20 protein-coding genes and 1 tRNA gene are annotated in these 23686 nt (G+C 61.5%); 16 read left to right on the top strand and 5 right to left on the bottom strand.

Translation table 11 applies throughout. From position 1 onward, the window contains the following. Window positions 1–81 precede the first annotated feature (81 nt). A complete protein-coding gene (locus Pan216_RS26300; RefSeq protein WP_145262926.1) occupies window positions 82–915 on the top strand; it encodes a hypothetical protein in 834 nt (277 codons plus the stop codon). Between the two features lie 210 nt (window positions 916–1125). Here Pan216_RS26300 and Pan216_RS26295 read toward each other — a convergent pair whose 3' ends face one another. Further along, window positions 1126–1410: a putative quinol monooxygenase gene (locus tag Pan216_RS26295; protein WP_145262924.1), complete on the bottom strand. Its 285-nt coding sequence runs from the start codon at window positions 1408–1410 to the stop codon at window positions 1126–1128. Window positions 1411–1530: 120 nt separating this feature from the next. On the opposite strand from Pan216_RS26295, the gene aroC reads away from it, so the two are divergent. From aroC to Pan216_RS26270, 5 genes are all read left to right on the top strand, one after another. Continuing rightward, window positions 1531–2628, top strand: a complete 1098-nt coding sequence (gene aroC, locus Pan216_RS26290) for a chorismate synthase (protein WP_145264436.1) — start codon at window positions 1531–1533, stop codon at window positions 2626–2628. 354 nt (window positions 2629–2982) lie between these two features. Next, window positions 2983–3543, top strand: a complete 561-nt coding sequence (locus Pan216_RS26285; RefSeq protein WP_145262922.1) for a thioredoxin family protein — start codon at window positions 2983–2985, stop codon at window positions 3541–3543. 46 nt (window positions 3544–3589) lie between these two features. After that, the gene (locus tag Pan216_RS26280; RefSeq protein ID WP_419193023.1) at window positions 3590–4273 is read left to right on the top strand and encodes a phytanoyl-CoA dioxygenase family protein; all 684 of its coding nucleotides are present in this window, start codon (window positions 3590–3592) and stop codon (window positions 4271–4273) included. Window positions 4274–5182: 909 nt separating this feature from the next. Then, a tRNA-Lys gene (locus tag Pan216_RS26275) sits at window positions 5183–5255 on the top strand. Window positions 5256–5638: 383 nt separating this feature from the next. After that, on the top strand, window positions 5639–6175 hold the full coding sequence (locus Pan216_RS26270) for a hypothetical protein (protein WP_145262920.1): 537 nt from the start codon (window positions 5639–5641) through the stop codon (window positions 6173–6175). A gap of 39 nt (window positions 6176–6214) precedes the next feature. Here the strand turns inward: Pan216_RS26270 and Pan216_RS26265 are convergent, their stop codons facing one another. Beyond that, window positions 6215–7042: a phytanoyl-CoA dioxygenase family protein gene (locus Pan216_RS26265; protein WP_145262918.1), complete on the bottom strand. Its 828-nt coding sequence runs from the start codon at window positions 7040–7042 to the stop codon at window positions 6215–6217. A gap of 316 nt (window positions 7043–7358) precedes the next feature. Here Pan216_RS26265 and Pan216_RS26260 point away from each other — a divergent pair, with 316 nt between their 5' ends. From Pan216_RS26260 to Pan216_RS26240, 5 genes are all read left to right on the top strand, one after another. After that, entirely contained in the window at window positions 7359–8120 is a 762-nt protein-coding gene (locus Pan216_RS26260; protein ID WP_419193022.1) for a class I SAM-dependent methyltransferase, read from the top strand. A gap of 199 nt (window positions 8121–8319) precedes the next feature. Then, complete coding sequence (locus tag Pan216_RS26255) at window positions 8320–9591, top strand: glucuronate isomerase (protein WP_145262914.1); 1272 nt, start codon at window positions 8320–8322, stop codon at window positions 9589–9591. Window positions 9592–11049: 1458 nt separating this feature from the next. After that, on the top strand, window positions 11050–11748 hold the full coding sequence (locus Pan216_RS26250; RefSeq protein ID WP_145262913.1) for a hypothetical protein: 699 nt from the start codon (window positions 11050–11052) through the stop codon (window positions 11746–11748). 335 nt (window positions 11749–12083) lie between these two features. Then, a complete protein-coding gene (locus Pan216_RS26245) occupies window positions 12084–13034 on the top strand; it encodes a DUF1559 domain-containing protein (protein ID WP_145262911.1) in 951 nt (316 codons plus the stop codon). A 123-nt stretch (window positions 13035–13157) separates the two neighbouring features. Beyond that, window positions 13158–14648 (top strand): PepSY domain-containing protein, encoded by a 1491-nt coding sequence (locus Pan216_RS26240; RefSeq protein ID WP_145262909.1) that lies wholly within the window; start codon window positions 13158–13160, stop codon window positions 14646–14648. Window positions 14649–14661: 13 nt separating this feature from the next. Here Pan216_RS26240 and Pan216_RS26235 read toward each other — a convergent pair whose 3' ends face one another. Further along, on the bottom strand, window positions 14662–15111 hold the full coding sequence (locus Pan216_RS26235) for a hypothetical protein (RefSeq protein ID WP_145262908.1): 450 nt from the start codon (window positions 15109–15111) through the stop codon (window positions 14662–14664). 72 nt (window positions 15112–15183) lie between these two features. Then, window positions 15184–16758, bottom strand: a complete 1575-nt coding sequence (purH, locus tag Pan216_RS26230) for a bifunctional phosphoribosylaminoimidazolecarboxamide formyltransferase/IMP cyclohydrolase (RefSeq protein ID WP_419193021.1) — start codon at window positions 16756–16758, stop codon at window positions 15184–15186. Window positions 16759–17009: 251 nt separating this feature from the next. Here purH and Pan216_RS26225 point away from each other — a divergent pair, with 251 nt between their 5' ends. From Pan216_RS26225 to Pan216_RS26210, 4 genes are read left to right on the top strand one after another with little or no spacing between them, the layout of a single operon-like run. Further along, window positions 17010–17954, top strand: coding sequence for a metal ABC transporter solute-binding protein, Zn/Mn family (locus Pan216_RS26225; RefSeq protein WP_419193020.1), 945 nt, complete (start codon window positions 17010–17012; stop codon window positions 17952–17954). Between the two features lie 11 nt (window positions 17955–17965). Next, on the top strand, window positions 17966–18796 hold the full coding sequence (locus tag Pan216_RS26220; RefSeq protein WP_145262905.1) for a metal ABC transporter ATP-binding protein: 831 nt from the start codon (window positions 17966–17968) through the stop codon (window positions 18794–18796). After that, window positions 18793–20076, top strand: coding sequence for a metal ABC transporter permease (locus tag Pan216_RS26215; RefSeq protein ID WP_419193019.1), 1284 nt, complete (start codon window positions 18793–18795; stop codon window positions 20074–20076). The genes Pan216_RS26220 and Pan216_RS26215 overlap by 4 nt, the downstream gene beginning before the upstream one ends. Next, window positions 20073–21386, top strand: coding sequence for a metal ABC transporter permease (locus Pan216_RS26210; protein ID WP_145262901.1), 1314 nt, complete (start codon window positions 20073–20075; stop codon window positions 21384–21386). The genes Pan216_RS26215 and Pan216_RS26210 overlap by 4 nt, the downstream gene beginning before the upstream one ends. Before the next feature lie 158 nt (window positions 21387–21544). Here the strand turns inward: Pan216_RS26210 and Pan216_RS26205 are convergent, their stop codons facing one another. Next, the gene (locus tag Pan216_RS26205; RefSeq protein WP_145262899.1) at window positions 21545–22375 is read right to left on the bottom strand and encodes a DUF726 domain-containing protein; all 831 of its coding nucleotides are present in this window, start codon (window positions 22373–22375) and stop codon (window positions 21545–21547) included. Between the two features lie 120 nt (window positions 22376–22495). Here Pan216_RS26205 and Pan216_RS26200 point away from each other — a divergent pair, with 120 nt between their 5' ends. Then, a complete protein-coding gene (locus Pan216_RS26200) occupies window positions 22496–23530 on the top strand; it encodes a hypothetical protein (RefSeq protein WP_145262897.1) in 1035 nt (344 codons plus the stop codon). Window positions 23531–23686 lie beyond the last annotated feature (156 nt).

The following is a 23686-nucleotide window of genomic DNA, read 5'->3' as shown; positions in this document are numbered from 1 at the left end:
GCCCTAGGAAAGAAGGCTCGACTACGCGAAGATGGCCAAGGACCCGCGCGAGTGGTCCGGGGCCCGACTGAGAAGGACACGATGATGCGATCGACCCTGTTGGCGTCGCTGCTGTTGCTAGCCGCCGGATGTGGTTACCAAGACTACATGAATCGGTTCGAAGACACTTTGGCGAAGCGCGATTACGAGAAGGAACTCGACGAGTCGCTGCACCGATCCACCATCGCGGGGGAAAGCGGCTTGGTGATTCGCATCCCCCGCGAAGCGAATCTGGAGACGGCGCCGAAAGAGGAACTCTTCGAACCGCTGGTCGCGGTCTACGAATCGGATGAGGATCTTTCGCATCCGCTGAAAGTCGTCGTGGCGGTGACGAAAAAGGAGAAGGAAACGCCCGCCCTCAAGCTCGACGAGTTCATCGCGGTGCTCTTCGAGCCCGGGTTCGCGATGGAGTGGATGGGCCCCGGAGTGATCTTTCCCGAAGCCGAGGGGGAGGAGGAAACGACGGGCGACGCTCCGGCCAACGACAACCCCTTCGCGCAGTTCGCCGACGAGGAGGAAGCCAAAAGAGTCAGCATCAAGCTCGAGGTCCGCAATGTCCAAGTAGGGCCCAAACTGAAGATGGATCCCGCCGCGCCGACCAAGGAAATGAAGTGGTTTAGCGTCCTGCAGGAGGTCCCCTTCACGCCGATCGAGGCGGAGGACGACGCGGAGAGTGAGGAGCCTGGGTTCCGCCTCTACCAATGGCAGATCTTCTTCCTCGAGGCCGGAGATTCGCGGGCGATGATTGCTTACCGGACACTCAAGAATGACTACGGCGTCTACTACGCCCGTAAGCTCGACCAAAGTGTGTCATCGGCGAAGCTTCAAGGCGGCGGTGGCTCTCGAAGCCGTCGCGGCGGCGGCCGGCGGATCTAGCAGACCGTTGACTTGAGTGGGGCCAAGGCGAGAGCGAGCCTCTTGTTCCCCTCTCCCTGTGGGCCTGAGGGGTTAGGGGTGAGGGGGCTCATCTTCGCGAATCACCGTTGATTTCCCGAGCCGGAAACTCCCTCACCTGGCCCACTGCGTTCGCCGACCTCTTCCCAAGGAGAGGTGAGTAGAACGAGGCGTCGAGAGAACGACTCGCCACTAGAGCAGATCCGCGGGGTGCCCTTCCCGGTCGACCTTGGGCAAGACGTCGACCTTGTAAATCTGCTGATACGCTTCCGCTTCGCGATGCTGGTCGAGGTGCTCCTGGCTTTCCCAGTGCTCGACGAGAAGGAAGCGGTTGGGGTCGTTCTTGGAGTGGTACGCTTCCCAACGATGACAGCCCGGTTCTTGGCGGGATTTTTCCCCCGCGCGGGTCAACGCCTCGGCGATGTTTGGAACATCCGACGCTTCCTTGACCTGAAGATAGACGTTGAGGTAAATCACGCCCTTGCCTCCCAGATTCGCTAGTCATGCCAGCGGAGGATCGCTCCTCCTCGGTTGCCGGAGGTTCGTGCCTCCTTGCTCGACGGTTCTACCATCGCCAACTACGAAAGTCACACGGGGATGCCCGGGAACAGCTTCGGACAAGTCTTTCGGATCACCACCGCCGGTGAGTCCCATGGGCCGGGAAATGTCGTCATCATCGACGGAGTTCCTCCAGGCTTGAGCCTCTCGGAGGAGGACCTGCTTCCCGATCTCCAGCGGCGCCGCCCCGGCCAGTCAAAGATCACCACCCAACGCGACGAGCCGGACTACCCCGAGATCCTTTCGGGCGTTTTCGAGGGGCGAACGACCGGCACCGCGTTGGCCATCCTGATCCGCAACAAGGATCAGCGAAGTCGCGACTACGCCGACATCAAGGACAAGTACCGCCCGGGCCACGCCGACTATACCTTCGACGCGAAGTTCGGCTTCCGCGATTATCGCGGCGGAGGACGCAGTTCCGCACGTGAGACCGTCGCCCGTGTCGCGGCGGGAGCCGTGGCCAAGAAGATCTTGGCCGAGCGGGGCATCGCGATTGTCGGCTACGTCAAGCAAGTCGGTTCCATCGTCGCCGACATTCCCGACCCCGCGTCGGTTTCCCTTGAGCAGGTCGAGGCGAACATCGTTCGCTGTCCCGACAGCGCCGCGGCCGATCAAATGATCAAGCTCATCGACGAGGTGCGAAAAGACCAGGATTCCATCGGCGGCGTCAGCGAACTCGTCGCGACCAGCGTCCCGGCGGGCTTGGGCGAGCCGGTCTTCGACAAGATCAAGGCGGACCTGGCCAAGGCGATGTTCTCCCTCCCCGCGGTGCTCGGCGTTGAGTACGGGGCCGGCTTCGGCGTCGCGACCGCGCGCGGAAGCGAGAACAACGACCTCTTCGCGGCCTCCGGAGGAGAGATCACCACCGAAAGCAATCGCCATGGCGGCATGCTGGGAGGGATTACCAGCGGGCAGCCGATCGTTTGCCGGGTGGCCATCAAACCGACGAGCAGTCTTTCACGGTCTCAGCCGACGGTGACTTCCTCGGGAGAGCCAGCCGAGATCGTGACGAAGGGCCGTCACGACCCCTGTCTCCTTCCTCGATTCGTTCCCATGGGCGAGGCGATGATGGCGCTCGTCCTGGTCGACCACTTACTTCGTTGGCGCGCTCAATGCGGCACCGATCCCGCGCGTTGAAACCGATCGGCCAGCTCGCCAGCGAATAGATCAACGACTTGTGTACTGGTCCATCTAATACGTAGGGTGCCACTGCCTGTCAGCCAGTGCCAAAGGGTTGGGGTTACTCGAACACCAGCTTCAAGGTGGAAAAGAGCACGAGCAGCCCGTTGATCTATTTGCTGCCGGCCGCGAACGGCCCTTATTGACCAATCTCGGGGTCAAAGAGACTCGACGAATCTACAGTTTCGCCTTCGTTTCTTCTCCTTGATCTTGGCCAACATGGCTTGTTCTCGCTTTGCCCCGCTCAAGTCAACGGACTGCTAAAAGAACACGACATCACCACCGACCATTTTCCATTCAACGGAGAGATCCATGGACTATGCGGACAAGTTCGACCAAGCCCTCAGCTACGACGAGTTTCTCGCCAAGTACGGTTCCGACGAGCATCAGCGGCGCTGGAAGGAGTTTCACGCCGAGTTGAAACTGAGCGATGCGCGACGTTCGTTGATTGCCGGCTTCACGCGGGAGTTGCGCGTCCTATGCTTGGCCGGCGCCTGGTGCGGGGATTGTGTCAACCAGTGCCCCATCTTCCAGCGATTCGCCGAGGTCAACGATCGCATCAAGCTGCGTTTCGTCGACCGAGATGATCACCCCGACTTGCAAGAGCATCTCTCGATCGGCGGGGGGAAGCGGGTTCCGGTGGTCGTGTTCCTGAGCGAAGAGAACAAGTTCATCGGTGCCTACGGCGACAAGACATTGACGGCCTACCGCAAGCTCGCTTCCGGTCTGGGAGGAGCCGCGTGCGCGACCGGGCTCACGAAGCCGGAGGAGTCCTATCTCGACGGCGTCGTTCAGGACTGGCTCGACCAGTTCGAGCGGATGCAACTTCTGCTGCGTCTCTCGCCGCGTCTCCGGCAGATCCACGGCGACTGACGGGGCCTTCTCTCGGAGATCCCGCGTGACATGGAGGGAGTCGCCATTGGATATCGAGCGCTTCGATCGCCAAGGGTGGTTGGTCGTCCCATCCCCCTTCGAGTCGATGCTTATCGACCGGCTTGCGGAGAGACTGGAGCCCTGCCTGGCCGATGGCGTTCGACGCGGCGGTGCTCGAAACATGCTCGAAGTACCCGAAGTCCGGGAGCTTTCCGCGGCGCCGGCTCTTAAGAGGCTCGTCGAACCGCTCCTGGGAAGGAGCAGCTTCGCCGTCCGCGGCATTCTCTTTGACAAGACTCCCGAATCGAACTGGAAAGTCGTCTGGCATCAAGATTTGAGTATCGCAGTCTGCGAGCGGTACGAAGTCGCGGGATACGGTCCCTGGTCGGTCAAGGAGGGAGTCGACCACGTTCAACCTTCAACGGACGTGCTTGAGGGGATGCTGGCTGTACGGATTCATCTCGATCGCTGTGGGGAGGAGAATGGTCCTCTTCGCGTCGTTCCCGGGTCCCATCGGTGTGGTAAGTTGCCGGCTGATCGGATCGCGAGATTACGTGAATCAGGGAGGGAAGAGACGTGCTTGGCGGAACGAGATGATGTTCTTCTGATGCGGCCGCTATTGCTACACGCTTCTTCGGCCGCGACGAGCCCCAGCCATCGCCGAGTGCTTCATCTTGAGTTCGCGTCCACGGTATTGCCGAGTCCGCTGCGGTGGTATCAGTCGGTCTAGGCGCAGACGGTCGACGGAGATGCTCCGAGCAGAGGCATGACGCATTCGCCTGTCCCGCCAAACATGCTTGCACTCAAGATCAGAGCGATCTGGATCAGCCAGCGATTCATAAGGTCTCTCCGTTCTCTATGCGTCGACACGGATGTCTTGTCGTTTTTCGAAGCCTGCTAGCAAGACTCCGCGGGTCCTCATCACTTGGTGATGAGTCTTTGTGTGGAGTTCCATACGCTCGGTCGGCGAACGCGGAGAATAGAAACCGTCGCCATACCGGATAAGAACGATTCTTCATTCACTTGCGATTCGTTACTGATACGTTGCTCACCGTACCATCGCGGAGATGTGCTTCGGTGAGGAAGTGCATCAGGCTCCGTTCTGGTCGAGGCCTCTCGGTGGGGCACGCGGTCGCTGTCCGGGCGTCTAGGATCGATCCTTCGTTTCTCCGTGCCGATCGTCATCCTAGCCGTGGTCGAAAAGGTCAGCAACGGGAGCATGCCCCATGTGGCTCCGTTTCGTGCAAACTTCACTCCGTTAGGAATGTTGGTTTTTGATGAAGGCTCTGCGCGGTGGCCTCGTCGCTCTCGGAGCGAGCAGTGGAGATCCCTTGGCCAGGCCTCGATCCCGGAACCCCACCCCGTTGTGACGATCGTCTCGTCATCGCTGTCGGCGCCAAGTCGGAGGCTCGGAGATTCGACTGGGAAGGCAACGGCGCTCAAAGGGGGAGGTTGCTGGCCCCGGATGGGATGTCTTGCGGGGGGAGGTGCTTGCTCGGACGGGGATGGCGACGACCGGATCGAGAGCACCATTCGCCCCGGTGTGAAGGGGAGGATCGGCGACCTTCCCGGTGGTCCTGTCGATCGGCTCTTCAGGTTGCTCTGGACACGACTTGTCCTTTGCCCTAGAAAATCTGGTGCCCCTTTAGCTCAATCGGTAGAGCAACTGACTCTTAATCAGTAGGTTTTCGGTTCGAGTCCGAAAGGGGGCATTCTCCTTTCACCCACCTTCCCGGTTCATTGCTTGCGACCTGGCCTGCTTGCCCCAGCCTGTTGTGGCTTAACGGGTTCGGTCTCTTTGTGGTGCCGGGCGTGGTTCCAGATGATCCCCCATTTCAGAACGTTCGCAACCGGTAAGGTCGCAGCCAATCTCGAACCTGGTCGCTCTTGTCCTCTCGGGACGGGGTGATGGCACTCGTCCGGTGGCGACTACCAACTCGCCGATATCCCCGACCTTCGAACACGTTCCCGATCGTAGCCGTTTGTTTGCCGCCTGCCTTTTTATTACACTCATTGGCGTTCCTCATGGGTGAGATAGCGTGATGCGTGGGTCCGCGCCGAGGATGCTGGGGCCGCCCGGTCGGTAGGTGATTTCATGCCAATTCGCGTTCAGTGTGGCGGTTGTGGTGCCCGCTACCGAGTTCCCGAGAAACTGGCCGGAAAGAGAATCCCCTGCAAACGCTGCGACGATCGCATTCCCGTCGCTGGCGAGCCCCCCGCGCTTCGGTTAAGCGAGCCGGCTCCAAAGCCCAATCGAAAGAGAAAGCGGCGCAGACGCCGGCCAACGGTCCCGATCAAGCACTGGATCTATGGCATCGGATTGATTTTCATCGGGATCGGCTTCCTGCCGATCATCGGGATGGTCCCCGAGGAAAAACGGGCGGTCGCGTTGCCCTTTTTTCTCGGGCTCGCGATGCTCTGTTGGAGCGGAACGCTGGCGTTCCTCGTGCCGGCGTCGCGGCCATACACCGTTCGGATCCTGGGCGTGGCGCTCTTGGCGTTCGGGCTTTTTGGGGTCGTGAACATGCTCTCGAACTCGAACCGAGGGGCCCCGTTCGCCCTCGGATTCGTCGCTACTTGCGTCGTCGGAGGCGCTTCGATGGTGTGGAAAGGGGGAGCGGTCGCGGAATGATCGCGATTGCCAGCGGGGTAGTCGTTGGCTTGTGGGGCCCTACTCCGATGTCGGCCGCTTTGGATTGGCCCAATGGGCCGATGAGTCCGAACCGGAGACGACGACCCCTTTCGCGTTCCAGCCGAGGTGGGCGCGTACGCTCGTGGGGCAGTAGCGGAGCGTGAGACCACAGCGACGCCTCTCGGAGAGGTTCGCTCCCGAGCCGTGCAGCAGTAGGTCCGAGTGGATCGAGATTTCGCCCGCCTTGAGGACGCAGTTGGACGGTTCGCCAAAGCGTTCGACGGCATCGACGGTCTGGTTGAGAACATTTCGCTCGGCGGTATCGCTCTCGCGGTAGGGGAGATGTCCGTGCCGATGCGATGCGGGAAGGAACTGCATGCAGCCGTTCTCGCAGTCCGCATCGTCGATGGCGAGCCAGACGGTGACGGTCCGCGTCGGCGTGAGGGGCCAGTAGCTCGCATCCTGGTGCCAAGCGACCGTCTTGCCGTCGCCGGGCAGCTTGCAGAAGAAGTGCGATCCCCATCCCACCACATCGTCGCCGAAGAGGTCGCGGACACACGCGACGATCCGGCGTTCCGTCAAGATATCGAAGACGCGACCATGGCGCAGGTGGGCGGAGCTGATCGAATAGGCGTCGCCTCCCTCGGCGAGCGTGCGCTCCAGTAGGGCGTCGAAGTAGGAGCGTATCTGGTCGATCTCGGCGGCGCTGTAGATCGTGATGCCGGTGAGGAAGCCCTGCTCGTTGAACTGGGAGATCTTGTCGGCCGACAGCGTGCTTGGCGCGGTCGGTTCGCAGGGAATGAAATCGAACTGGCGATCGAGGCGGTCGAGATCGGCTTGTTCCGGAACAATGGCGAACTGTTGCATGACAATCTCCAGGGCGAGGAGGTGGATCACGGCGGTCCGGCATGGAGCTGACTCGTGGACGGCCGGTACGTTTCGGTGAGCGACTCGGGCGAAAACATCGCCGTCGTGTGCCGCCGAGACGACGAGGAACCTTTTCCCATGGCCCACTCGTCGCCGCAAGAGGGCGGCGTCGTTGGTCGGTCACCCATCCTCCCGAGTCTACCGGTCGGACGTCGCGGGGCCAACGGCAACCTCTCTTCCGTCGTAGTAAGAGAGGATGTAGACGAGCGATGACACGAAGGATTGGCGTAGGTGTACGATGCATGCTTCTGCACAAATGTCCGCGAGACTGGATCGCCTCGCGTTTGACTCCCCGGAATACAAGAAGGCCTTTGGAACCTTCCTGAAGAGCACGGACCAGAAGAAGAAAGCGATCGCCTGGCTCCGCGGTCAACTAGCGTCGATGCCCGAGCGCGAGGTCTTTCTCGATGTCGGTGCCGGATCGGGTGTCATCACCGGCGCCTTGGCGGAGATGTTCCGCACGACCATCGCGCTGGAACCAAATCGGGATCTTCGTCGGGAGCTTGAGCGGAACTGTCCCAACGCGAGCGTTCTCCGGGAGACGATCGGCGGTGCTCCGCTCGGGCCGGCGATCGCCGACTTCGTCCTCTGCTGTCATGTCTTCTACTACATCGATCGGGCCGATCGCCTCCCGATTCTTCGTCGGCTGTTGGGGTGGGTACGTCCGGGCGGGATGCTCGTCGTCGTGCTCCAGAGTCCGCGGTCGCAATGCAGCAACTTTCTGCGGTCTTTTGGTGGCAGTCCGGAAGATGTCTCGGAACTGCGGGACTCGTTGCGGCGCGAAGCTGAGATCAATTTCGAAAGCACGTTGACGACCAGAGAGTCACACATCGATGCCGCCTCGTTCGAGGACGCATGCGCGATCGCGCAAGTGGTGCTTTCCTACGGCATCCCCGACCACCTGGAGATGCCGACGCTCGACGAGTTGCGAACCCTCCTGGATGAGAACTTCCGCCAACCCGGCGGTGGTTATCGCATCTCCTGCAATCAGGACTTCCTCTGCCTCCGGCCGCGGTAGCGGTCCCATCACCCACGTGATGCCGCTCCCTTGATGGATTGATGCTCGGGGTGCCCAGGTCTTCCCGCGCCGCGATGACTGCCTTTGGTGATCCGTCCGTTTACGCGGCTGGATGCCGCCTCGGAAGTAGGGCAAGTCGGCCGCGAATTCTTATCATTTCCATCTGACTATCGCATCACCGAACAGGAAGGTATCGCTCATGGATACGCTCGCTCAGCGGCTCTACGAGGAATTCGTCAAGATCCCGCTGATTGACCCACACTCGCACATCAACCCGCACGCTCCGGTCGCGAAGAGTCTCAACGACATCCTCGGCTACCACTACTACACCGAGTTGGCCCACTCCGCCGGATTGCCCAAGGACAAGATCGAGACCAATCAAGGTTTCGATCAGATCGAACAATTGGCGACCCATCTCGGTCATCTTCGCAACACGGTCCAGTACTCTTGGCTGGTCGAACTCGCGAGCACGTTCTTCGGTTTCGAAGCCGAAGAGGTCACGCCCGAGAACGCCCGAAGGCTCTTCGACGCCGCCGAGTCGACGTTGGCCAAGTCCGACTGGGTCGAGACCGTCTTCGAGAAGACCCGTCTGGAAGGGATCTTCCTGACCAACGACTTCGACGATCCGCTGGAGGGGTTCGATACCAAACGCTACATCCCATGCCTCCGCACGGATGAGCTGGTCTTCAAGCTGGGCGAGGAGTCGGTCCGCAATCGCTTTGAAGCATCGTCCGGCGAATCGGCGAGTACGATCGCGTCGTTAAAGAAGGGGATTGGTGCCCTCTTCGAGCGGTTCACCGCTCGCGGCGCCCGCGCTTGCGCGATCTCGTTGCCGCCCGATTTCGCTCCCATGCGTCCCGCTGAGAGCGAGGCTTCCAGGGCCCTCGACAAGGTGATCCAGGGAGACGCATCGCCCGAGGAAGCGCGGACGCTTTCGAACGCCGTCTTCTTTATGCTCGCGGACTATTGCGAGGAGTTCACACTGCCGTTCGACCTGATGATCGGCGTCATTCGTGGCGTCTACGCCGATGGGGTCTTTCAGGGGCAGGATCTCTTCGATCGACGGACCTCGCTACATCAGTACCATCGACTCTTCAACGAGAAGAAGGCGGTGACCTTTCCGATCTCGGTGCTGACCAGCAATCAGAACCAAGAGCTGGTCGCGTTCTCGTGGATCTTTCCCAACGTCACCACCAACGGCCATTGGTGGTATTCGAACATCCCAGCCTACATCGAGACCGATCTCCGCGCGCGGATCGAGGCGGTGCCGATCAACAAGCAGATCGGTTACTACAGCGACGCCTACAAGCTGGAGTTCGTGCTGCCGAAGTTCAACATGTACCGGCGCTGCTTGTCGCGCGTCCTGGCGAACGACTACGTCCTGGCGCGGGGTTGGAGCGAAGAGCGGGCGATTGGCTTGGCGCGCCAGATCCTCCGCGGCAATGTGGAAACAATGTTTCCTGGTCGATAGTGCCAAGGTTGGCCCGTCGACGTGGGCGTGTTGGGGCGGCGGTGCTACGTAGCTTGCCCGCGCACGGGTGGCTCGTTCGCTCATGCGAAGGTAGGCCATTTGTTCGTGCTCAGGCTAGCGTGAGCATGAGACGGCATGGAGACTCCGGCAGGGCATCGCCGAGAGATGGAACCGAATACGTCACTCGTCATTGGAAAGAACACGTGGGGTGACATCGTCGTGTCACCCCGCGTGCCGGTAGTGATTGGGGGAAAGCCTCCCTCCCTTGGGGCCTGGGATGTGTTGGGTGGGAGGGAGGCTGGGGAACCGATGCCGTAGAAGAAACGCAAGTGGTGTGCCGCAAGTCGGGCTCTAGCCGAAGGAAGGTTGCGGAGATTCGTCGAGGCAAGCAAGAACCCGCATCAGTCAAAGGAGATACGAAAGGAAAGAATTTCCTCTCGCTTGTCGTTGGCCCTTTGGACGCGGCTCGCAAAAGGCGTCGCGATCGCCCAAGCACCAGGCAGTCACGCCCATGATTGATGCCTCATTTCCCTGTAAAAACGTAGAAGTGACACGGCAAGTTCGGGTCTTCGCGGTGGCTTGAAAAAGGGTATCGATCGGTCTGGTTCGCTTTTCCTTCGGAACCGTGTTCGTCGCCTTACTCGAGCTTGTCGACCACCGTGTTCCTTGGTTGGTCCACTTGCTCCCGCATCCCCACTATTGACGCCGTCCGACTGATCGCGCGCGAACGCGCAGGGAGACGCCTTCTCCGCGCGAAGAGGAAGCTAGCGCGGTCTGTCGGACACTGGACTGGACGGATGGCACGACGCTTTCCCATGCCGCGCGAGAGAGTGCCTGAACAAAACGTCTAGGTGAAGGGGCGATAAAGAGGTTGGATGGTGATCGAGTGGTGCGACTATTGAAGGAGAAAAGGAAAGGGCCCAAGGGGTTTTAAAAAGCCTCCCTCCCTTGGGGCCTGGGATGTGTTGGGTGCGGGAGGGAGGCCGGGGAACCGATGCCGTTATTAGATTGCAAGGGGTGTGCCACTAGAGCCTTTTCAAGTCCTCGATATCGAGGGCCAAGTTCCAGGTCGGTGATGTAAGTTGCTATTATGGTTGGCCTTGGGTGTTGCGGGTTTGGGGTTGAAAAAAGTGTGGCGCCGGGAGAATGCTTCGTCGGAACGGGCGTGCGGCCCTGAAATAGTGCCTAGCATCGCATCACCCTCGCTCAAGATTGATGCCGATGCGAGCACGCGGGGACGTTGCTCGTTTCGGAGTGTTCCTTGGTGGTTGAGTGTTTCCGTTCACTTCTTGGTGATGGGGATGTTACCTTTGGCGAGTTGCAGCGATTGAATGGTCTGGACTGGTCGCATCGCCTTGCGCGTCCTAGCCTATTCGCTGGCGGTTTGTTCTTCATGCGATCGCGATGGCCGACAGGGTTCTGATGCGATCGCCCCTACCAAGCTAATGGGTCATCCACTTGGCTCCGTCGCTTTTTCGGATCGTTTTCGTCGGACTCGCGATCGCCGGCATTCTTGCCGGATCGATCGGCGTGCCGCTACCGGCGATCACGAATGGGACGGCCGCCATCCCCTATCCCTGTCAGTACCGCCGTTGCGGTTGCTCGTCCTCGGGCCAGTGTTGGGCGGGTGATTGCTGCTGCTACTCCATTGAAGAGAAGATCGCCTGGGCGAAAGCCAACGATGTCGCCGTTCCCGCGATCGCCCTTGAGGCCGCGCGGAGATCGAATCGCGAAAGGAGACCGGCGGCGAAGAGCATCGTCGTTGCCGGGAAGGCACCTTCCGCACCGCGAAGCTGCTGTGCGAGTCACGCTCCCAAGCCCGCGACCGTCGAGCTCGATTCCGCGACTCCGGCGTCGTCGTGTTGTTGCAAGGCGAAGAAGGCGGCTCCGAAACCCGTCGCGCCGTCGAACTCTTGTCCCTCATGTACTCGTCATCGAGAGAAGTCCCTGACGCGGCTGGTCGCGACGCTTGAGGCGGCCAAGTGCCAGGGGTTTTCCGGGGATGTGCTCGGACTCATTGTCGTCGATGTTCCACCGACGACGGCCGGTCAATCGCTTGGAAACGCACCGAGCGACCTGATCCTCCCTCGTGATCTGGCGGCGTCTCTGATGGCCGTCCGTCCTCCCACGCCACCGCCACGCTTCTCCATCTCCTGACCATTCGAGAGCTGAGTTCCCACGCGGGTTCATGCCGCGACGCGCCCTCGCCCACGGCGAAGGTCTGTCGTCGGGCTTGGCCGGTTTGGCCTCGCTCTTGGTTCGTCAGCTCCCACGTTTCGCGACGTGTCCGTTCTTGAACTCCGGGTGCTCCCGGCTGCTGGGCAGCCATGGAGCATGAGTGCCCGACGTCTGGCCGGCAGGCACGTCTTGAGTTCCTCCACGCGTTCTTTGCGTGGGAGCCCGCGGTCAATCTCACGCAGGCGCGATCTATTCACGCTGGCGCTCGCATGATCCACGCACACAATCGAACAACGATACTCAGGAGAACATTCATGCGCACGAAGAAGCGCGCGTTTACCCTTGTTGAACTGCTCGTCGTGATCGCCATCATCGGCGTGCTCGTCGCCCTGCTCTTGCCCGCGATCCAACAGGCCCGCGAAGCGGCACGCCGATCCCAATGCTCGAACAACCTTCGTCAGGTCGGGTTGGCGATGCAGAACTACTACGACGCCAACGGCTGTTTGCCTCACTCCAGCTATACGCACGAATACACGTACAGCGCCCTGGCCCGAGCGCTTCCCTACTTCGACATGATCAACCTCTACGACAAGATCAACTTCGACGTCGGCATCCGGCAGTCGCCTCCCTCCGGTGATCCTTCCGCCGAGAACGCGACGGTCGCGGCGACGCGCGTCGGCCTCTTCGTTTGTCCGAGTGATCCCAATGGCACGCAGATCCTCAATCCGCTGTGGCGTCCGGGTAGCTACGTCTCCAACAGCGGCTCGGGAGCCGGTGGCGGTGCCTCGACCAATACCGACGGCGTGATCTATTCCACCTCGTCCACGAGGTTCAGCGGGATCTCCGACGGGCTCTCCAAAACCGCGCTCTACAGCGAGTCGATGATCGGATCGGGAGCCGGCGCGTTGGCGAGCGGAACCGGCGACAACGCCTTCCACTACATTCGGGTTCCGACCGGTGTCAATCCGTTGGACGAGACGGCGTGTGATCCCTCGGGCGACTGGTACGAGAACCGCAACTACGCGTGGTCGCTCGGCCGGTTCGATTCGGCCCAGTACAACCACCACCGGCTTCCCAACGACAAGCTCCCCGACTGCATCGCCGCATGGTCGTACGGCTGGAAAGCGGCCCGAAGCCGCCATCCCGGTGGCGTGCACCTCCTGTTCTGTGACGGCAGCAATCGCTTCGTCGGAGACTCGATCGATTCGGTCATCTGGCGGGCGCTCGCGACGCGAGCGGGCAATGAGATCGTCGAAGGATTCTAAGGCCATCGACGTCCGTCAAGACGGCGTGGGATTCCTCGGTGGATGGGACGACACCTTTCGTCCATCGGGACCCAGGCCCCTTCTCGTGACCATCGATCATTCTCGTTGTCGTCGGAGTAGATCATGAAATCCTTGCTGTACCGTTCCCATCGGTGGATCGGGTTGGTGGCGTGCGTGCCCATTCTGGCATGGACCGTGAGCGGCATCGCGCATCCGGTAATGGGGTGGCTCAGCCCCGAGCCGGCTCAGAAGAGCTTTCCGAAACGCCCGGTCGAACCGTCCGAGTTGACGATCGGTTTACGGGAGGCTCTCGAGAAACAAGGGGTCGAGGAGATCACCTGGGCAAGCCTTGTCCCGATTGAGGATCGCACCTTCTACCAAGTTGGCGTTCCGGGGACGACGGTGCCTCGTTACTTCGACGCCGCGACCGGCGACGAGTTGGTCAACGGCGATGTCCACTTCGCCGAACTGCTCGCGCGCCACTTCGTCGGCGACCAGACCTCCTCGGTCACCGATGTCGGCGTGGTCACTTCGTTCGACCAGGAGTATCGGCCCATCTTTCAGTTCCTGCCCGCGCGTCGCGTCCTGTTCGGTCGCGACGACAACATGCGAGCCTACGTCGATACCCGCGCTGGTCGGCTGGGCATGCTCGTCGACCGAACCCGTGGGAACCTCTTGGGCCTCTTCTCGTGCTTACACAATTGGGAGTTTGTCGGGCTGCCCGAGGTTGGCCGCGTCGCGATGCTGTTGGCCTTCAGTCTCTTCGTCTTCGCCGGGGCGCTCAGTGGATTGCTTGTCTATGGCCTCATGTGGCGTCGCTTGGGCATGGGGGCTCAGGCTCGGACGCCGCGTGGGAGGCTCCGTAAGTTCCACCGGCTTGCGGGGTTGTCGGTTTCCGGCATCATGCTCCTCTTCGCGTTCAGTGGTGGCTATCACGCCCTGAAGAAGCTCGACCCGCAACTCCACGGGTTCCCGCTCGGGGAACGGCGCTGCGCGGTGTCAGGGATTCAGCGGTCACCGAAAGAGGTCTTCGAACTGGCCGAGGAGACTGGCCCGGTGAGGGACCTTCAACTCGTCGTCCATCAGGGCGAGCCGCACTACCTCGTCTCCTTCGTCGGCAGGGAGAACGTCCCCAATCCGAAGTTGGTTCACGCGACGAGCGGATTGGTCATCGACGAGGGAGACATCGCGCATGCGAAGGATCTCGCGACGCGGCTCGACGGCATTGAAGTGGCGACCCTTCGGGGTGGGAAGCGACTGCCGACGTTCCTTCGGGAGTACTCGCCCGTCAACAAGAGGATTCCCGTGGTCCGCGTCGACTTAGAGACCTCCAACAACCGGCGACTCTACGTCGATCCCAAGACCGGAGTGGTGGCCACGTCGATGGATGACTCGGTCACCTGGGAACGGCTCTCGTTTCTCTTCCTGCACAAGTGGCACTTCCTCGATCCACTGGGAATGGGGAGCGACGCGCGCAACGGCGCCATGGTCGTCGCGACCGCTTCCTGCGCCTTGGTGACCGCGCTGGGGCTTGCACTACTGGTCGGTTGGTTTCGGCCGAAGTTGAGGGCGAAGCGATCGGATCCCGTACTCGCGGAGGAGGAGGCCCCTTGAGGGGCTGGTTGGGTTACCACTCGTCATCGAGAGATGAGGGTTCGTCGTCGGCGCGTTGACTCTGGTAGAGACGGCGGACCGAGTCCCTGAGTAGCACGAAGATCGTGAAGGCGCCAAAGATCGTTCCCAGGGGAAAGAGGGTGCAGTAGATCCCGGCGATCACGATGCTGTACTCGCGATGGCGCAGCCGGAGCATGGCTCGTCCGGAGGCGACCGTCGCGATGCCGAAGAACCAGGCGGCGAGGAGAAAACATCCCCAGATCAGCGACATCAGCACGAGCGGGAACTCGCGGTGGTGCGGCAATGCGAAGGCATCTTCGGCGACCATGGTGAAGGTGACGACGATGAAGATCGTCAAGAGGAGAGCCAGGGCGAGCACGAACCCGCCGACGAGATAGTGAAACGCGGCGACGACCTTGAGGTAGTCGAGATCACGTTCCGCTTCGCCGCCATCGTGTCGCATGTCGCTCCCCTTTTGCGCTCGGGAAACACCTCTCCGACGGAATTCCTCGCTCGTGACCGGCGAGTTCGTTGGCTAGTGAAGGAAGTGTCGCACCCCGGTCATGAGCATCGCGATTCCATGTTCGTCGCAGGCCTGGATCGAATCGAGATCCCGCTTGGAGCCGCCGGGTTGAACGATGGCCGCGATGCCCGCCTTCGCCGCCAAGTCGATGTTGTCCCGGAAAGGAAAAAAGGCGTCCGAGCCCAGCGACGAGCCGACGGCTCGGTTGCCCGCCTTCTCGATCGCGATGCGGACCGAATCGACGCGACTCATCTGACCGGCGCCGACGCCGACGAGGGCCTGGTCCTTGACCAGCACGATGGCGTTGCTGCGCACGTGCTTGACCATGGTCCAGGCGAACTCGAGATCCTTGAGCTGATCGTCGCTCGGCGCCGTCTCCGTGACTAGTTTGCGTTGCTCGAAGCCGCTCGGGCCGACGTCGGCCGATTGGCGGAGCATGCCACCCTCGAGTGGCCGCAGACGCATCGACTTCTGGCGTTGGTCCTCGTTTGCCGTGAGGTCGCCGGCTTGAAGCAGGCGGACACTCTTCTTCCACGTCGGCCGCGTGGTCAAGACGTCGACCGCATCGGCCTCGAAGCTTGGAGCGATGATCGCCTCGACAAATCGATCCGGCTCGGTCATCGCTTCGGCGGTCGCTTGGTCGACGGGACGGTTCAGGCCGATGATCGATCCGAAAGCGCTGACGGGGTCTCCTTCGTATGCCTTGGCGAAGGCGTTCGCGAGGGAGTCGGCGATGGCGGCGCCGCAGGGATTATTGTGCTTGATGACCACCGCGGCGGGGTCGCGGAACTCGCGGACGATCGACAGAGCGGAGTCGAGATCGAGCAGGTTGTTGTAGGAGAGTTCCTTGCCGTGGATCTGTTCGGCGCCAACGGCGGTCGCGTAGAGGCAGTCGGGATCGATGTAGAGAGCGGCGCGTTGGTGCGGGTTCTCTCCATAGCGAAGGGTCGCCGACTGGCCGTAGGTCATGCTCATGGTGAGCGGTAGATCCTCTTGGGCCTCGCCCGCGTGTCCCGCCAGATACTGTTCGATCGCGTGATCGTAGCGGGAGGTTCGCAGGAAGGCCGCGTGGGCGAGCCGCGCGAGGAGTTTGTCGGGGACCTTGCCGCCATGGCGGTCGAGTTCTTCCAGGAACTCCGCGTATTGACTCGGGTCGGTGAGCACGGCGACGTGAGCGTGGTTCTTCGCCGCGGACCGAATCATCGAAGGGCCGCCGATGTCGATCTGCTCGATCGCCGCTTCGAAACTGACTCCCTTGCGGGCGACGGTCTGCTCGAACGGGTAGAGGTTGACGACGACCAAATCGATGGGATCGATGTCGTGTTCACGGGCCGCGTCGACGTGGGCGCTCGATTCACGTCGGAAGAGGAGCCCCCCATGGACCTTGGGATGAAGTGTCTTGACCCGGCCGTCGAGAATCTCCGGGAAGCCGGTATGCTCGGAGATCTCCTTAACCTCTATACCCGCTTCACTTAGCGTCCGGTAGGTTCCCCCCGTGGAGAGGAGTTCGACCTGATGTCGGCGGAGTCCTTGAGCGAGCTCGACGAGCCCGGACTTATCGCTGACCGAGAGTAGTGCACGTCGCATCGAGGCCGACGCCATCGCGAAACCTTTCATCTTCTGGAAGATCGCCCTGTTCCCACAGATACCTACTGAAACGCCCGACGTCGACCACGCGGGAGTGAGGGCGATGCCGCTTGACGGAGTCGTCGGTCTTCTTAGAATCGACAGAGAGATGTTTTTGGTTATCCAAAAACATGTGTTGCGGTCGTTTCAAATTACCGATCTACAACAGGGGTCGACCCTTGTTGACCGTTGCTTTGCCTAGGAGACGTTTCGTGCCGCATGTCGTTCGGTGGGTACTCGGAGCCGCCCTGATGGGGGCGTTGTGGGGATGTGGAGCGGCCGATCACGCCGGGCCGTCGGCGGGCGGCAGCACCTTCTCCGGATCGTTTCCCATCAAGATCGCCTGCACGACGGGCATGGTCGCCGATGTGGTCCGCGAGGTCGGCGGCGATCACGTCGAGGTCGAACAACTCATGGGTGAAGGGGTCGATCCTCATCTCTATAAGACCTCGCCAGGCGACATTCGCAAACTCTCGGCGGCCGACATGATCTTCTACTCGGGACTGCACCTCGAAGGGAAGATGGCCGACGTCTTCGTCCAGATGGCACGCCGCAAACCCACCTACGCGGTGAGCGAGGAGATTCCCCACGAGACGATTCTCGAAACCGAAGAGGAGAGTTTCGATCCGCATATCTGGTTCGACGTCGAACTTTGGAGCAAGACGGCCGGGGTGGTCGCCAAGGCGCTGTCGGACTTCGACCCCTCCCACGCGGAGGACTACGCCGTCAATGCGAAGAGGTACGAGGAGCAACTCGCCCAGCTCCACACCGACGTCAAGTCGTTGCTCGAATCCGTTCCCGAGTCCCAACGCTACCTGGTGACCGCTCACGATGCCTTCGCCTACTTCGGGCGCGCCTACGATATCAATGTCATGGCAATCCAGGGAATCAGCACCGAGAGCGAAGCGGGGGTCAAACGGATCAACGAGCTCGTCGACTTCCTCACCAAGAACAAGATCAAGGCGGTCTTCATCGAGTCGAGTGTCAGCGATCGGAACATCCAAGCTCTCATCGAGGGCTGCAAGGCCCGTGGACACGACGTCGTGATTGGCGGCGAGCTCTTCTCCGACGCCATGGGAACTCCGGGAACGCCGGAGGGAACGTACGAGGGAATGGTTCGGCACAACGCGAATACGATCGCCAAGGCTCTCAAGTAAGGTGCTCTTTTATGCCGACCGAAACGCCGACGGTGCCGGTTTCCAGTCCCGAGGAGTCTCCAACGACGGGGACGGACTCACCTCACGTGCTCGATGTCCACGATGTGACGGTGGCGTATCATCGTCGGCCGGTTCTTTGGGACATCGACGTTACCATCGACCAACCGGCGCTGGTTGGCATCGTCGGTCCCAATGGGGCGGGCAAGAGCACGCTCATCAAGGCGATCCTCGGGCTCGTTCGGCTCGCCAGCGGCAGTGTCTCCTTCTTCGGACAGCCCTACTCCTCAGCCCGAAGCCGGATCGGTTACGTGCCTCAGCGCGGGAGTGTCGACTGGGACTTCCCGGTCTCGGTACTCGATGTGGTGCTGATGGGGGTTTTTGGCAAGCTCGGATGGTTCCGGCGTCCCAAGGCGGCCGATCGCGAGTGGGCGATGGAGTGTCTTCGGCAAGTCGGCCTCGCGGACATGCACACGCGTCAGATCGGACAGTTGTCGGGCGGCCAGCAGCAGCGGGTCTTCCTCGCCCGTGCCCTGGCCCAGCGGGCCTCGCTCTACTTCATGGATGAGCCGATGGCGGGGGTCGACGCCGCGACCGAACGGGTCATCTTCGAGCAGCTCGGACAACTTCGGCAGCAGAACAAGACCGTCATCGTGGTTCATCACGACCTGCGCACCGTTCCGCACTACTTCGAAGAGGTGATCTTGCTGAACATGCGGCTGGTCGCATACGGCCGAACCGAAGAGGTCTTCACGCCCGAGAATCTCCGCAAGACCTACGGTGGGCAGCTCGGTATCTTGACCGACGTCGCCACGTCGATGGCGTCGAAAGGCATTCGGCCGTGATCACCTACAACACGCTGATCGTGTTGCTGGGGACGAGCCTGCTGGGCGCCAACTGTGGCCTGGTGGGGAGCTTCGCGCTCCTGCGTCGCCGCGCCCTTATTGGCGATACGTTGGCGCATGCCACGCTCCCAGGGCTTTGTCTCGCCTTTCTACTCCTGGGCTACCGCAGTCTTCCCGCGATGCTTGTCGGCGCCTTCGTGACCGGCGTGATGGGAATCGTAACGGTCGCCCTGCTTCGCCACTGGACCCGGATCAAGGAAGATGCTTGCCTGGGAATCGTCCTGAGCGTCTTCTTCGGCTGGGGTATCGTGCTGATCAAGCTGATCCAGAACGAAACGACCTCGGGAAGCAAGGCAGGACTCGACTCCTACATCTTCGGGAAGACGGCGGGGATGATCGCGCAGGACGTCATGATCATTGGCGGCGTGTCGCTTTTCTGTCTGCTGGTGGTGATGTTGCTCTTCAAGGAATTCAAGCTCGTCGCCTTCGACGCGTCGTTCGCCCGGGCGCAGGGTTGGCCGGCGGTGCTGCTCGACTTGGCGCTCATGGGACTGGTGGCGCTGACGGTGGTGATCGGGTTGCCGGCGGTGGGAGTGGTCTTGATCGCGGCGCTGCTCATCATGCCCGGGGCCGCCGCGCGGTTTTGGACCGAGCGACTCGAGTCGATGCTCCTGGTCTCCGCGTTCGTCGGCTTTGTCGTTGGGTTGGTAGGGACCTCAATTAGCGCTCGTGTCGACAACGCCCCCGCCGGTCCGGTGCTCGTGCTCGTCGGCAGTTCGATCTTCATGCTCTCGATGTTCTTTGCTCCCCGCCGTGGACTGGTCGCGCGGCTTGTCGCCGATCGTCGCAGTCGCCTTCGGCTCGAGAACCGCCGATTCCTGGAAGTCCTCTTCGACTTGATGGAGCCAGCCCTGCCGGAACGACAGCCCATCGCGTTGGCCGACGTCCTGGACCATCGCGGTTGGTCGTCCCGAGACCTCGGGCGACTTGTCGATCGTGCGGAGAAGCACGGCTGGGTCGATCGCGTTGATCGCGAGAAACTACGAGCGACCGAGAAGGGGCTTCGGAAGGGGGCGCGGTACGCTCTCTCCCATCGACTCTGGCTGACCTTTCTCGATGAGCACCCCGACCAGATCGCGGCATACGCCAACCTCTCCTCGACCGATCCCGCGGAGCTACTTCCTGCGGACCTCATGGAGTCGGTGCGTGGAAAGCTGCTTGCCTCGGGGCGTTGGCCGAGCGCCGATCTCCTGGAGACGTCGGAGGAGTTGTCGAGATGAGTCTGACAACTTCGGACTTCTTGGCGGCGTGGTGGACCATCGCGGTCGGAACCTTGTCGAACGCCTCGTGCGCGATTCTGGGCTGCTATTTGTTGCTGCGTCGCATGAGTCTGCTCGGTGACGCGATCAGCCACGCGATCTTGCCGGGGATCGCGATCGCCTTTCTGCTCACGGGTAAGATCGCCTCTTTTCCCATCTTCCTTGGTGCGATGGGCATTGGCGTCCTAACCGCGTTTCTCACGCAACTGATTCATCGTGGGGGTGTCACCGAGGACGCGAGCCTGGGGGTGGTCTTCACGTCCCTCTTCGCGATCGGCGTGATCATGGTCTCGGCGATTCACAGTGTCGATCTCGATCCGGGCTGCGTTCTCTACGGATTGATTGACGCGGTGCCGCTCACGACCCAGCCTTTCCTCGGCTTCGAAGTTCCCCCCGCGGTCGGCACCATGGGATCGGTACTCATCGTCGTGCTCCTGTTCGTGAACATCTTCTGGAAGGAACTGAAGCTCGTCTCCTTCGATCCGGACCTCGCGACGTCGATGGGAATCAGTGCGACGCTGGTCCACTACCTCTTGATGGCGATGGTCGCGGGTGTCACCGTCACCTCGTTCGAGGCCGTTGGGGCAATCCTCGTGGTCGCGATGCTGATCGTTCCCGCGGCGACGGCCCATTTGCTCACCGATCGGCTTTGGTCGATGATGCTGGTCGCGGTGGGGGTCGGGTTCCTCTCCTCACTCTTCGGTTACATCGGAGCACTTCTGCTCGACACCTCGGTCGCGGGCATGATGTCGGTTGTCGCGGGACTGCTGTTCCTGCTGGCGGTCTTCTTCTCTCCACGCTACGGCGTCGTGAGCAAGGTGTGGCACAACTTGGCGTTGACGCTTCGCATTTCCGGTGAGGACATCATCGCCACGATCTACCGCGCCGAGGAGCGAGCCGGGGGAAAGACCTCGGGGGCGGGCATCGGGTTGGGTGAGTCGCTACGCGCCGCCGGCGGAGGCATCGTGGGATGGTTGGCGGTGGCCGGTTTTTGGTGGCAAGGACTTCTCGACTGCCGCGGTTCCTTGCTCATCTTGACGCCGGACGGTCGTCGCCGGGCCCGTTCGCTCGTCCGGTCCCACCGCCTTTGGGAGTTGTTTCTCGAGGAAAACGTCGAACTGCCGCTCGACCATCTTCACGATCCGGCCGAACGGGTCGAGCACTTCATCGACCGCCACTTACAGGAAGAACTCAACGACGTCCTGGAGAGCCCTCGCAAGGATCCCCACGGTCGCCCCATCCCGCCGCTGGACAGCATGGACGAAGCCTAGCAGTCCGGTGATCTATTCGCTGCCGGCTACGAACGGCCCATTTGACCAATCCCGGCGTCCAAAAACTCAACGAATCTACAGATTCGCCTGCGTTTGTTCTCCTTGATCTTGGCCGATATGGCTCGTTCTCGCCTTGGCCCGCTTGAAACAACGGACTGCTAGCCATCGCGAAGGTTGAGCCACGTGTGGAGGCTCTCTTCGTAGCGATGGTGACCTGGAAACGTGGTCGCGGTGTCGACGTTCTCGATGCGGAGATCCTCGGTGATGATCGGCTTGAGTCCCATCGGTGTGTTCCACTCCATCATGCGGTAGAGATAGTTCAGGACCCGATCGTTGGCCGAGTAATAGTTGCTGATGCCGCCGCGAACGGTCTGTAGCGCGGTCTCCCAGTCCGCGCGTCGGGAGTGAGCGCCTCCGAAGAGGTGAACCTGTTCGATCGTCGGTGACGATTGGCACGCGAGCCGGTGCATCGCTCGATAGAGAACGCGACACCCGAGGGAGAAACCGACGAACTGCAACTCCTCGCCGGGGTGTTCCGCTCGCCGACGTTCGATCGCTTCCGCGAGACGTCGACCGGCCCAGTCCGCGCGGAGGCACGCCCACTTCCAGTGCGCCGCGAAAGTTCCGCAAAGAGCCGCCAGTCGAGCGGCTTGCAGCGCCTTTAGCGGCGTGACGGGACGCGGGCTCAGCACCGCGGTTGCTGCCAAGGGAATCAACTGCATCGCGATCTCGCCCGTATGACCCGCTTGCCATCGAAAACGCTCAATGCCCCCTCGCCAACCCGCTTCGCGAATCGCGCGGATGGCGAGTTGGTCCGCACTCGGGTTGGGCCTGGCGGTGAGGTAGCCTTGAACGATCACCAGCCTGCGCTCGGGAGTCCGGTCACGTCCATCGTCGAGATGCCTGAAGGTCGGCGGCGTCACCACGAGGGATCCCATCGTGGGGTTCGCCTGGGACCAGGGCATCCGGTTGGGGAGCAGTTGTCGCACGAGGATTCCTCACTTCCGGAGGTTCGATCGGGCAGCCGCGACGCCGGCGTTCCTATCATCGCATTGTACGCCTGGACGGATGAAGAAGAGGAGAAGGCGTTGCCGGAGAGATACGCAGCGATGCAGCATCAGATTCGACTTCGTGGTCCCTGGGAGGCACTCGTGACCGACGAGGGGGGCGCTCGGCAGTCAACGATCACCGTTCCCGGGAAGATACCGTTCGCGGGGCTTGGCCAGGAAGCGACGCAGATCGATCTCTGCCGCAACTTCAATTGGGTCGCCCAACTCCACGAGGACGAGTCGCTCGTCCTCTACGTCGACCGCACTCTGGGCGGTCCTCGGGTGTTGATCAACGGCGAGTCTCTGGGTCATGTCTCTTCGCCATGGGGCACCTCCCGGTTCGAGATCTCCCGCCTGGTTCGCACGAGCAACAAACTGGTCCTAACCTGGGATCGCCAAGGGCTCGAGGAGGAGGTTGGGGTTATTGGGGGGATCTGGCTCGCGGTCGAATCGCGACTGATCGAGATCGAGGAAGTCGACCTTCAGACGCAGCTCGAGGACTCGTTGGGCGCAGTGAATGTCTCGTTCGATTGCGAGGCTCGCGGCGATATCGCCCTGAGTCTTCTTTTGGACGGTCGCACGATCGCCCAGCACCGAGCCGTCGCCGGCGATGTTCGAGGGGTCACGATGACGGCGGATTCCTTGGAGATTGATCCTTGGATGCCGCGCTCGCTTGGGTTGCCGACGCGCCACGAGTTGACGCTACAGGCTCGTACGCCACAGCGCGTCGTCTGGGAACGTCGGTGGGAGGTCGGTTTTCGAGCAATCGTTGGTGTCGGCGACGCGGCCTACCGCTGCAACGGTCGCTCGCTGAAACCGAAGTGGGACACGATCGATGCGACGAGGCTCGAACGTATCGCTCTCGGTGAGGCGATCACGACGCTTGTTGATCAGGCTTGGCTCGAACGATTCGACGGCATCATCGTGAGCGGGGTCTTGGTCCCGGAGGAACTGCTCGCGTTCTGCGATCGCGTCGGCTTGCTCTTGCGAAGGGAGCTTCCTCCGGAGACGAGGATGAACGCTCGGTCAACAACCGCGTTGCGTGCGCGGCATCGATGGCATCCGTGTTGGGTGGAGGGTGACGAGACGACGTGACAGGGGGGGGAATGGCGTCGGTTGAAAAGTGGTATCGCTGGCCAAGAAATGAAGGAGGCACGCCGATCGAGTGATCAGCGTGCCTCTTCGTTTCGCCGTTTCCCAACTAGCGGCGCGAAGTCGAGTCCCAGGGGGTGTTTGCGTTAGGCACTTCGC

It is taken from the genome of Kolteria novifilia, assembly GCA_007748055.1.
GTDB classification, from domain to species: Bacteria; Planctomycetota; Planctomycetia; order Kolteriales; family Kolteriaceae; genus Kolteria; species Kolteria novifilia.
This window is presented reverse-complemented; position numbering and strand designations above follow the sequence as displayed.